The sequence below is a fragment of the Pseudomonas sp. NPDC096925 genome (assembly GCF_044762545.1).
In the GTDB taxonomy this organism is placed as follows: Bacteria; Pseudomonadota; Gammaproteobacteria; order Pseudomonadales; family Pseudomonadaceae; genus Aquipseudomonas.
In genome coordinates this window covers 18,497-29,536 of the sequence record NZ_JBIWEM010000014.1, presented here as the reverse complement: position 1 = coordinate 29,536, position 11,040 = coordinate 18,497, and the positions used below count along the sequence as shown (strand labels likewise).

General features: G+C 65.7%; 11 protein-coding genes. 2 read left to right on the top strand and 9 right to left on the bottom strand.

Going from position 1 to position 11,040, the window contains the following annotated elements:
* Positions 1-130 precede the first annotated feature (130 nt).
* Entirely contained in the window at positions 131-424 is a 294-nt protein-coding gene (locus ACIQYU_RS25615) for a hypothetical protein (protein ID WP_025337571.1), read from the bottom strand.
* 77 nt (positions 425-501) lie between these two features.
* Between ACIQYU_RS25615 and pbpC the strand changes: the two genes are divergently transcribed.
* Positions 502-2,856 carry a peptidoglycan glycosyltransferase PbpC gene (gene pbpC / locus ACIQYU_RS25610; RefSeq protein WP_233694891.1) on the top strand — a complete coding sequence of 785 codons (2,355 nt, stop codon included), beginning with the start codon at positions 502-504 and terminating at the stop codon, positions 2,854-2,856.
* A 92-nt stretch (positions 2,857-2,948) separates the two neighbouring features.
* Positions 2,949-4,613, top strand: a complete 1,665-nt coding sequence (locus tag ACIQYU_RS25605; RefSeq protein ID WP_402802684.1) for a ShlB/FhaC/HecB family hemolysin secretion/activation protein — start codon at positions 2,949-2,951, stop codon at positions 4,611-4,613.
* Between the two features lie 118 nt (positions 4,614-4,731).
* On the opposite strand, the gene ACIQYU_RS25600 is transcribed toward ACIQYU_RS25605, so the two are convergent.
* The 8 genes from ACIQYU_RS25600 to ACIQYU_RS25565 all read right to left on the bottom strand — a co-directional run bounded on the left by ACIQYU_RS25600 (position 4,732) and on the right by ACIQYU_RS25565 (position 10,933).
* Positions 4,732-5,508 (bottom strand): response regulator transcription factor, encoded by a 777-nt coding sequence (locus ACIQYU_RS25600; protein ID WP_233694893.1) that lies wholly within the window; start codon positions 5,506-5,508, stop codon positions 4,732-4,734.
* A gap of 120 nt (positions 5,509-5,628) precedes the next feature.
* Positions 5,629-6,099, bottom strand: coding sequence for a prepilin peptidase (locus ACIQYU_RS25595; protein WP_233688300.1), 471 nt, complete (start codon positions 6,097-6,099; stop codon positions 5,629-5,631).
* A gap of 273 nt (positions 6,100-6,372) precedes the next feature.
* Positions 6,373-6,942, bottom strand: a complete 570-nt coding sequence (locus tag ACIQYU_RS25590; protein ID WP_207832838.1) for a DUF4136 domain-containing protein — start codon at positions 6,940-6,942, stop codon at positions 6,373-6,375.
* 19 nt (positions 6,943-6,961) lie between these two features.
* Entirely contained in the window at positions 6,962-7,597 is a 636-nt protein-coding gene (locus ACIQYU_RS25585) for a DUF4136 domain-containing protein (protein WP_333957885.1), read from the bottom strand.
* Positions 7,598-7,618: 21 nt separating this feature from the next.
* Positions 7,619-8,368: a methyltransferase domain-containing protein gene (locus ACIQYU_RS25580; RefSeq protein WP_100413275.1), complete on the bottom strand. Its 750-nt coding sequence runs from the start codon at positions 8,366-8,368 to the stop codon at positions 7,619-7,621.
* A complete protein-coding gene (locus ACIQYU_RS25575; RefSeq protein ID WP_333957886.1) occupies positions 8,365-8,670 on the bottom strand; it encodes a MazG-like family protein in 306 nt (101 codons plus the stop codon). The genes ACIQYU_RS25580 and ACIQYU_RS25575 overlap by 4 nt, the downstream gene beginning before the upstream one ends.
* A 56-nt stretch (positions 8,671-8,726) precedes the next feature.
* The gene (locus ACIQYU_RS25570; RefSeq protein WP_207832843.1) at positions 8,727-9,578 is read right to left on the bottom strand and encodes a MaoC/PaaZ C-terminal domain-containing protein; all 852 of its coding nucleotides are present in this window, start codon (positions 9,576-9,578) and stop codon (positions 8,727-8,729) included.
* 2 nt (positions 9,579-9,580) lie between these two features.
* Complete coding sequence (locus ACIQYU_RS25565) at positions 9,581-10,933, bottom strand: 3-oxoacyl-ACP reductase (RefSeq protein ID WP_207832845.1); 1,353 nt, start codon at positions 10,931-10,933, stop codon at positions 9,581-9,583.
* Positions 10,934-11,040 lie beyond the last annotated feature (107 nt).

Below are 11,040 nucleotides of genomic sequence, written 5' to 3'. Positions count from 1 at the left end.
GCCTTGTGTCGCGCAAGGGCCGCAAAGCGGCCCCGGCAACTCAAGCGGCGGAGCTGAAAATCTGGGGCTGCTGCGCAGCCCTTTCGCGACACAAGGCCGCTCCCACAGGTCCGCGCCGGGCAGTTCAATGTCAGTGTATTACCCAGCTCATCACCCACAACCCCAGCAGCAGCCAGATGATCCCGAGGATGATCGAGGCACGCATGAACGCGCGGATTGCCGAGTACAGCAGCACCAGCCCGATGATCAGGGCGAGGATGCTGAGCAGCGAGGTTTCCATGCCCAACGTGCGCGCCAGGCCATCGATGAAATTGCCACCGGCACTGGCCAGCAGGTTGAACAGCCCGCTCAATGCGTCGACGATGAAGCGGATCAACGACCCCAGCGCCTGGCCCAGCCACTCGAAAAAACCTTCTACATGCATAGTTGCTTCCTGATGAACGAATCGGCGAGGTTGCCGTTCCCAAGCCTTTGGCCATCACCTGGCCAGGTCGGTTCCCGATGCCAAGCTTAACGCGGCCGCGTACCCGTGCGGGCAGGCTGTTGCGTGCCACTATGATCGGCATGCTCGTGTTGTTCGGCTTGTTGTGGCTGGCCGACCGCCTCTGGCCGCTGCCCATGCCCGGCGACGACCTGGCCCGGGTGGTGCTGGCCGAGGACGGCACGCCGTTGTGGCGCTTTGCCGATGCCGATGGCGTTTGGCGCTACCCGGTCAGCCCCGACGAGGTTTCGCCGCTGTATCTGCAGGCACTGCTGACCTACGAGGACCGCTGGTTCTACAGCCACCCCGGGGTCAACCCGCTGGCCCTGGCCCGCGCTGCCTGGCTGAACCTGCACGGCGGGCGTGTGGTGTCGGGCGGCAGCACGCTGTCGATGCAGGTCGCGCGCCTGCTCGACCCGCATGAGCGCACCCTGGCCGGCAAACTGCGCCAGCTGTGGCGCACGGCGCAGCTGGAGTGGCATTTTTCCAAGCGCGAAATCCTGCAGATCTACCTGGACCGCGCGCCCTTCGGCGGCACCCTGCAGGGCGTGGCAGCCGCCAGCTGGGCCTACCTGGGCAAGTCGCCCATGCACCTGACCCCGGCCGAAGCGGCGCTGCTGGCCGTACTGCCCCAGGCGCCCAGCCGCCTGCGTCCGGACCGCCACCCCGAACGTGCCCAGCGCGCCCGGGACAAGGTGCTGCAACGCCTGGCCGAATACCAGGTGTGGCCGGCACAGCAAATCCGTGAGGCAGCCGAAGAACCGCTGCTGCTGGCGCCACGTCAGGAACCGGCCCTGGCGCCGCTGCTGGCCCGGCGCCTGAACAGCAGCGACAGCCCGCCGCTGATCCGCACCACGCTCGACGCCGCGCTGCAGCGGCGCCTCGAAGACCTGCTGCTGGGCTGGCGCGCACGGCTGCCGGAGCGCACCTCCGCCGCCATCCTGGTGGTCGAGGCGCAAACCATGGCGGTGCGTGCCTACCTGGGCTCGATCGACCTGGCCGACGAGCGCCGCTTCGGGCATGTCGACATGGTGCGTTCGTTGCGCTCGCCCGGCTCCACGCTCAAGCCGTTCCTCTACGGCATGGCGCTGGATGACGGCCTGATCCATTCCGAGTCGCTGCTGCAGGATGTGCCGCGACGCTATGGCGACTACCGCCCCGGTAACTTCTCCATGGGCTTCAGCGGGCCGGTATCGGCCAGTTCGGCGCTGGCGCTGTCACTCAACCTGCCGGCGGTGCAGCTGCTGGAGGCCTACGGCCCGAAACGCTTTGCCGCGCAACTGCGCATGGCGGGCATGCCGTTGATACTGCCGCCCCTGGCCGAGCCCAACCTGTCGTTGATCCTGGGGGGCGCGGGCAGTCGCCTGGAGGACTTGGTGGGTGGCTACGCTGCGCTGGCGCGGGGTGGCAACAGTGCGCGAGTGCGCCTGCAACCGCAGGACCCGTTACTGGAACGGCGCCTGCTGTCACCGGGGGCGGCGTGGATCATCCGGCGCATCCTCAGCGGCCAGGCACGTCCCGACCGCGACCCGCATGCCGAACTGGTGCAGCGCCCGCAACTGGCCTGGAAAACCGGCACCAGCTATGGCTTTCGCGATGCCTGGTCGATTGGTGTGGGCCCGCGCTACCTGATCGGCGTATGGATCGGCCGCCCCGACGGCACGCCGGTCCCCGGGCAATTCGGGCTGGCTTCGGCAGCGCCGCTGATGCTGCAGGTGCACGACCTGTTGAGCAACCGTGACAGCCAGCGTGGCATCAGCGTGCCGGTGGAGCGGGTGCCGGCGAATGTCGGCGTGGCGGCAATCTGTTGGCCGCTGGGCCAGCCGATGAACAAGCAGGATCCCAACTGCCGGCGTCAGCGTTTCGCCTGGACCCTGGATGGCACCACGCCGCCAACCCTGCAGGCCGCCGACCAGCCACTCGGCCTGGGCCTGCGCGAAAGCGTGTGGGTCAACGACCAGGGGCTGCGCGTCGATGGCAGTTGCCCGGGCGCCAAGGCCCGCGACATCGCCCTCTGGCCGGCCCCGCTGGAGCCTTGGCTGCCACGCGTCGAGCGGCGTGTGGCGCGCCTGCCGGCCATCGACCCGGCCTGTCCGCCGCAGCTGTCGGCCAGCGCGCCACCGCTGTCGATCGTGGGCGTGCGCCCGGGCGACAACCTGCGCCGCCCGGCCACCAGCAGCGAACCGTTGCAACTGCATGTGTCGGCGCTGGGTGGTGGAGGGCGGCGCTGGTGGTTCCTCAACGGTCAGCCATTGGGCGAAACCCAAGGTCAGGACAGCCTGCTGGTGCGTTTCCAGCAGGTAGGCCAGGCTGAAATCAGCGCGCTGGATGAAAGCGGCGAGACGGCGCGCGTGGCGTTCCAGGTCAGCGAGTAGCCGTTCGACGAGGACCGAGGCAGCACCTACGCTTGCAGGTAACGGGTGTGACCGGCTGGCGCCCCGCAACCCAAGGGAACATGGAGCGCCCTATGCGTCCTCTGGCCGTGCCCCTGTTGTTGCTGCCTTGGGCGCTTGCGGCCCATGCCGAACCTTTGCCGGGTTTTCTCGACAGCCATGAGTACGAACGTCGCCTGCCCGGCGCCAACCTGCCGATAGATGCCTACCGCCCGGTCAGCGCTCACCTGCAGCTGGGCGTGGCGGATGGCGACAGCCCCACGTGGGCGCCTGCGAATACCCCGTTGGTGCTGCATAAAGTGCGCTTCGAAGGTGGCACGGTGTTCCCCTTGAGCGACCTGCGCGAACACTATCAGCCGCTGATCGGGCGTCAGACCACGTTGGGCGAACTGCAGCAATACACCGCGCGCCTGACCCAGCGCTATCGGCAGGAAGGCTACCTGTTGTCGTACGCCTACCTGCCGCCGCAGGAGGTGGCCGATGGCCGGGTCAATGTGGTGCTGGTCGAAGGCTATATCCGTGATTACCGCGTGGATGGCGATATTGGCCCGGCCAGTACCTATCTGCACCAGTTGCTGGAGCGGCTTGCCGCCGAGCGACCGCTGACCCGGGAAACGCTGGAGCGCTACCTGGGCCTGGCCGAGCGCCTGCCGGGGGTGACGATAGAGCCGCAGCTGGCGGTGGCGCAAACCGCTGATGGCGCCGCTCGGTTGACCGTGCATGCGCGGCGCAAGCCGTTCAGCGCTGCGGTTACCGTGGTCGATGGCAACCGCGACGACGCGCAGGCGCTGTTGACGGCAACCAGCCACGCCCAGACCCGCTTTGCCGAACAGATCGAGGCCAGCCTGTTGCTGCCACCGGGGGATGACCAGGTGCATTACCAGCGTCTGGCCTACAGCCAGTATCTGGACGCGGGCGGCAGCCAGTTGCTGCTGTCGGCTTCGCGCTACCGCAGCGAACCCGGCACGCGTATTCGTCTGGACGATGGCCGCGATATCACCCGTAAGCGCGACAGCGACCGCTATGCGATCGGCCTGCGCCAGCCGGTGATCGTCAGGTCGGATGAACGGATGGTGGTGCAGGGGCAGGTGTATTCGGTCAGTGAGCACTTCGAAGACCGGGTGGATGGGTTGCCATTGGCCCGGGACTACGACACCTATGTGCGTGCGCTGTCATTCGAGGGCGACTGGCGCAAGGTGGAAGCGGGGCGTTTGCGTATCGCCAGTGTCGGGGTCTATCAGGGGCTGGATTACCTGGGGGCGCGCAGCGACGCCGGCTACGATCTGGATTTTCTGCGGTTGCGGCTTTCAGGGTTGCAGAGTGATGCGTTGCTCGATAGCTGGCAGGGAGTGGTGTCCGGGGCGTTGTACTGGAGTGATGACCGCTTGCCCGACAGCGAGCGTGCGGGGTTTGGCGGGCAGAACTTCGGCCGTGGCTACCCGCGTGACCAGGCGGACGGGGACAAGGGCTGGGGTGTGGCTTACGAGTTGAACTACAGCGTTCGTGATAGCTGGCTGGCGCTGGTGCAGCCCTATGTGGTGTTGGATACGGCGCAGGCCTGGCACAACCGCGGGCCGGTGGAGGACGCCCATCTGGCCTCGGCGGCGCTTGGTGTGCGGTTGGGCGATGGGCGCTTGTTCAATGTGGCGCTGGAGGTGGCCAAGCCTCTGGCGGATGTGGCATTGGATAGCCTGGACCGTAGGCCGCGGCTGACTCTGACTGTTGGCGTTCAGTTGTAAGGGGGCGCTGTGGGCGCGGGCATGCCCGCGAAGAGTCCAACGCGGTGCACGGCACCGGCTGTGCCGGTGTTCGCGGGCGCGCCCGCTCCCACAGGTGTCGTGATTGGCTGCAAGGCACTCAATGGGTGGTAAATCGCTGATGCATCGGCGAAGAGCTGGGCGTCAGCGCCAGTGCCAGCTGGGTGCGGTTGTGCATGTGGGTCAGGCGCAGCACCTGCGACACATACAGTTTCACGGTGTTCTCGGTAATGCCCAGCTCACAGGCGATCTGGTAGTTGGTCTTGCCCTTGCTCACCAGGCGCGCCACTTCCAGCTGGCGTGGCGACAGCTTCTCGAACGCCGCTGGCAGCTCGCTTTCGCTTTCTTCCACATCTGTGGCACGCCGGTGAGTACCTTGGCCCCGGGCTCTTTCCAGATCCTGGTAGAGCTCGTCAATCGACTCGGCCAGTTCCTGCAGGCGCTGATTCAATCCGCCAAGGTCGCGGAAGTTGCGCTGGCGCTCCAGCAACGCCTCTTCCTGCCGACGTACGCCTTCCAGCAGTTCATCGAGGTCCATCGGTTTCTGGTAGTAGTCGGCAAAGCCTTCGCGTAACGCGCGGATCACGTCCTGTTTCTCGGCACGCCCAGTCAACATGATGGCTTCGAACATGCGCTGGCTGCGGTCGACCCCTTTCAAGGCTCGCACCAGTTCGATGCCATCTCGTTCCGGCATATGCAGGTCACAGATGAGCAGGCCGATGGCCGGGTCTGCCGCATAGCGCTCGATGGCTTCGTCAGTTGAATGGGCTGGTACGCAGACATAGCCCTTGGTTTCGAGGAATTCACACAGTTGTTCGACAATGACCGGTTGGTCATCTACCACTAGAATCTTCAATTCACTCACTGGTCTGGTCACGATCCACTCCCTGTTCGTATACGGCCCTGCTCCCGGGGCCAGACGCTCTGGCAGCTTAAAAATAGCCGCACCACGCGAATATGTACAAGGTATGTACAAGGCATCGGACCACAGGCAAATTCATTGGATCCAGACAGCTGTCAAAAGAAAGCCGGTCAGCACATAGGGGACAAAGGCCTGCTTGTCGCCCATTTCCTCGGTCAGGGCCTGCAAACGTTTTTTCACCTTTGGGTTGAGCAAGGTCCACAGACGCCGGCGGGTGAGCAGCCACAGCAGCACGCTGACACCGGCGCCAATAAAGGTACCAAGCACGTATTGCGGGCTGGTGGCCAAGGCCAGTGCGCCCATCAGCTTGACGTCATCGGCACCGAAACGTCCAAGCATGTAGCCAGGCAGGGTCAGTAACATGACGATGGCCAGCGCCCAGCCGGCATCGCTGGCATCGGCGCCGATCCAGCTGTGGCCGGTGGCGAACAGCCAGATCAGGGCGCAGGTAGCCACGCCAAGGGTGAGCATGTTGGATATCTGGCGTTGACGCACGTCCTGTTCGGAGCACAAGGCAAGCCACATCAGGAGAACAATGCTTTGCATTGGCAGGTCGTCCTTCCCAAATGTTGAACACATCTACCCGGTCAGTCAGGTTTCCTTAAGTGAAGATAGACGGGAACCTGCGGGGGAGTGGGGCGGGACAGGCAAAAAGGCGTGGCCGGGATGGATTTTGTCGTAGCTGACACAGGTCTGGCAGGTACAGCTGTCTTGCCCGGAATCGTGTCCCTGTGGGAGCGGGCGTGCCCGCGAACACCGGCAACGCCGGTGCCATGCACCGCGTCGTTTTCTTCGCGGGCACGCCCGCTCCCACAGGGGTTACTTCCTGCTGCCCGGCGGGTAGTTGGCCAATACCTTGGTCACGGTGTTGTGGATTGCGCTGTTGCGTTCCTCGGGGCTCGGCGGGTAGTTGTTCATGATCTGCTCGGCACTGCCGCGCCACACCAGCTTGCTGTCATGCCCATCGAACAGGTCGATCTGGATGGTGGCGACCTTGTAGTCGACGCTGCGGGTTTCGTTGTACATCGGGCCACCCCAGTAACCGCCCCAGTAGCCCCCCCAGCCACCGCCGTAGTGGGTGGTGATCTGTTGCTGACGCTGCTCGACGATCAGGTAGGCGCGCACTGTCAGGTCGGGCCGCGCACCACCTTGTACCGGGCGCAGGCCGCGCTGGTCGAGTTGGTCGGCGACCGCCTGGCGAATGCGCTGCTCGGTCAGGTCGCTCTTGATTCGCGGGTCGTCCGGGCGGTACTGCAGCCCCGGCTCCTGCCATGCCCAGCTGCGGTAGGCGGCAAAATCACGGCTGGCATCGAAATCCTGCTGGACGTTATTGCTGGAGCAGGCGGCGAGCAATAACGCGAATGACAGTAGAAGGAGACGGCGCAACATGATGGTTCTCCGTTAGATATCAACTGGGAGGATAGCCGCTGAGCGCCTTGTGCACGGAATCGCGCAAGGCACTTTCGCGTTCACGCGGCGAGTCCTTGTCGCTGCCGCTTTCGGCGCTGGCACTCCATACCGGCTGGCCGCTGCGGGCGTCGTACAGGTCGATACGCACCACCATCACCTGCACCTCGTAGGTGCGCACGACGGGCACGCTGGCATAGGCCCCATAGCCATGGCGGTAGCCGCCATAGCCGACACCCCCGTAGGGGTACGGGCCGTAGTAGGGGTCGTAGGCATCGTAGTCACGTACCTGGCGCAAGCGCTTTTCCAGGCGTATGTCGGCGCTGACCAGCAAGTCGCCGGGGCTGCCCCGGGCGGGGCGCAGGCCGTGTTGGTCGAGCGCGCCGCTGACGGCATCGGCCAGTTGCGCCGGGTCGGTATCGACCGAGCCGCTGGGCAACTGGCCATTGCGCCAGCTCCAGCTGCGATAGTGGCCGTAATCACGGGTGGGTGCCGGATAGGCACTGGCATCGAAGGTAGTGGCCGCCTGGGCAGGGGCCGGTGGCAACGGGCGGCTGCTGGCCACATACGGGTTGCTGCCCTGGCAGCCAGCCAGGGCAAGCGGCAGCACGACCAGGCACAACAGACGGTACGGCATGTATTCCTCCCGGCGGGTGGTTCAGCGAGGGCGGCAGACCCAGTGCAGGTAGCGGCCGAGCCCGGCGAAGCTGGGGTGGCGACGGTAGGCCAGTTCCATTTCCAGCAGGTCGAGCAGCTCGGCCTTGCCCTGGAATTCCTTGGGCATGTAGTCGTGGAACACCCGCACGCCACTTTCGCTTTCAACCTGCCACATAGGCTCAAGTTGCGCCCTGAGTTCGCGTGGATCAAGCGGTTTTTGTGGGGTCAGGCTCTGCTTTTCACCTTCCAGCCGATTGCTGCGCAACTTGCGGAAATGGCCCTTGAGCAGGTTGCGATAGACCAGTGCGTCGCGGTTGTAGAAGGCCAGGGACAGCCACCCGGAGGGGGCGGTGAGCTGGTGCAGCACTGGCAGGATGCTTTCGGGCTCGGCCAGCCATTCAAGGACGGCGTGGCATAGCACCAGGTCGTAGGGTTCGGTCAGCTGGCCGAGCAGGTCTTGCCAGGGGGCCTGGATGAAGGTGGCCGGTTGGCCGGCTTCGGCAAAGCGCGCCCGTGCGCCGTCGAGCATCGGCGCGGCGGGTTCGGCCAGGGTCAGCTGGTGGCCGCGCTGGGCCAGCCACAAGGCCATGTGGCCCAACCCGGCACCGATGTCGAGAATGCGCAGCGGGCGGTCGGGCAGGGCTTCGGCCAGGTCGGCCTGCAACACGGCCAGGCGGATCGCGCCCTTGGCACCGCCGTAGATCTTCTCGGCAAAGCGGGTGGCCAGCTCATCGAAGTGACGGTCGTTCATCGGGCGAAGCGCCTCTCGCTGTCGGCCAGCTTGGCCCGCACCACCTGGTCCATGTCCAGGCCCAGCTCGCTGCACAGCAGCAACAGGTACAGCACCACATCGCCGATTTCCTGGCCGGCGTGGGCCAGCTGGTCGGCGGGCAACTGGCGCGATTGGTCCTCGCTCAGCCACTGGAAGATTTCCACCAGCTCGGCCATTTCGACGCTGGCGGCCATGGCCAGGTTCTTCGGGCTGTGGAAGCGGCGCCAGTCGTTGTTGTCGCGGATCTGGTGCAGGCGTTGGGTGAGTTCTTGCAGGTTCATCGGGGGTCTCCTAATGCTGCATAGCTTCTGCGCAGGCCCGATGCAAAGCAAGGGGCCTAAAGCCGAGCCCAGCGCCCGACCATATGCAGCACCCCTCCATGCCCATCCAGCCGCAGCTCACCCGCAGCCCCCGCCTCACTGGCACCTAGCACCACCTCCGACGGCAAGCGCACCGGTTTGCGGAAATCCACCTCGAAGGCATAGCCACTGTGCGGCAGGTGCCCGCGCAGTGCTGCCAGGGCCATGGCCTTGCTCCACATGCCATGGGCAATCGCCGTGGGGAAGCCGAACAGCCGAGCACTGGCGGCGCTGAGGTGGATCGGGTTGTAGTCCCCGCAGACCTTGGCATAACGCCGGCCGATATCCTTGTCGGCGTACCAGCGGCTCGCCTCTGGTAATGCTTGTGGCTCGTCCTCGGCAGGTTCGCCTGCCTCGCTTTCCAGCTTCAGCCCGCGCACCAGCATACGGCTGGTCTCGCGCCAGATCAGGCCGATGCCGTCTTCGGCTTCGGTAACCAGGTCGAAGGTGCCGCCCTTGGCATGTGCTTGCAGATTGGCCGCATACACCGCAAAGCGCAGCCCTTCGATACCGCCCAGTGGGCGCACCACTTCGATGCGGTTGTGCAGGTGCACCAGGCCGAGCAGCGGGAAGGGGAAGTCTGGCGCGGTCATCAATTGCAACTGCAGCGTGAATGCCATGACATGGGGATAAGTCCCCGGTAGCCGGCCATCGTCGGTGAAGTGGCACAACCGTCGATAGGCGGCCAGGTTGCCCGGCTGGACGCGGATGAAACAGCGCAGGCCGTCGTCCGGCAGATGAGCGCCGCTGATGGTGCGCTTGCTGACCGCGCGCAGGTACAGGTTGGCGCGCGAAGCCGGGCTGTGCAGGTCGTGCCAGTGTCGGCTCATGTTCAAGCCCCCATCAAGGCCTGGCCGCATACCCGCAGCACCTGGCCGTTGACTGCCCCGGAGCCCGGCTGGCTGAGCCAGGCGATGGCTTCGGCGACATCCTGCGGGCGGCCGCCCTGGCCCAGCGAACTCAAGCGTCGCCCGGCCTCGCGCAGGCCCATGGGCATGGCGGCGGTCATGTGGGTTTCGATGAAGCCGGGGGCCACGGCATTGATGCTGCCGCCGCGCTCGGCGAGCCGGGGCGCCCACGCCTGGGCCAGGCCGATCAGCCCGGCCTTGCTCGCGGCATAGTTGGCCTGCCCGCGGTTGCCGGCGATGCCGCTGACCGAGGCCAGCAGCGTGATGCGCGCGTTTTCACCCAGGGCGCCGTTGTCGTACAGCGCCTGGGTCAGCAGCTGCGGTGCCTTGAGGTTGACCGCCAGCACCGCGTCCCAGTATTCCGGGGTCATGTTGGCCAGGGTCTTGTCACGGGTGATGCCGGCGTTGTGCACCACGATGTCGATGCCGTCGGGCAGGGCCGCGAGCAGTTGCGTTGCCGCGTCGCTGGCGCAGATGTCCAGGGGCAGCGCCTTGCCGCCCAGGCGCGCGGCCAGGGCATCGAGGTCCTGGCTGGCCTGCGGCACATCGAGCAGCAGTACGTCGGCGCCGTCCCGCGCCAGGGTTTCGGCTATGGCGGCACCAATGCCGCGCGCGGCGCCCGTCACCAGGGCGCGGCGGCCAGCCAGAGGCCGTGTCCAGTCCTTGACCTGGCTGGCGCAGGCTTGCAGGCGTAGCACCTGGCCGGAGATGAAGGCGCTTTTGGGCGAGAGGAAGAAGCGCAGGGCGCCTTCCAGCTGGTCTTCCGCGCCGGGGCCGACATATAGCAACTGCGCGGTCGCACCGTTGCGCAGTTCCTTGGCCAGCGAGCGGCCGAAGCCTTCCAGGGCCCGTTGGGCGATACTGGCCAACGGGTTGTCGAGGCTTTCTGGCGCACGGCCCAGCAGCACCACATGGGCGCACGGCGCCAGGCTGCGCAGCAGTGGCTGGAAAAATTCGCGCAACTGCTTCAACGCGTCGCTGTCGGACAGGTGACTGGCATCGAATACCACGGCCTTGATCTTCGGTCCCAGGCCAGCTACCCATGCCTCGGCCTTGAGGTTGTCGGTATTGAAGCTGTAAAGGGTGTCGGTCAGGCACGGGGCAATGGCTTCGACCTGGCTCGCCAGTGCCCCGCCACCCAGTACCAGAGCACCTTCGACCGGGCGCAGGCGGCCTGTCTGCCAGCGCTCCAGCGGCGCCGGGCGTGGCAGGCCAAGGGCATCCACAAGACGGCGGCCGAGGTTGGAGTTGGCAAAGCCGAGGTAGCGATCGCTCATGAGTGGGTCTCCCGGAAGGCAAGCTTGAAAGTGTGGACCAACTTTGTGGCAAGGTCGTTCGAATGCGGTAAAAACACCTAGGCTGTACGGATCAAATTGTTTCAGGA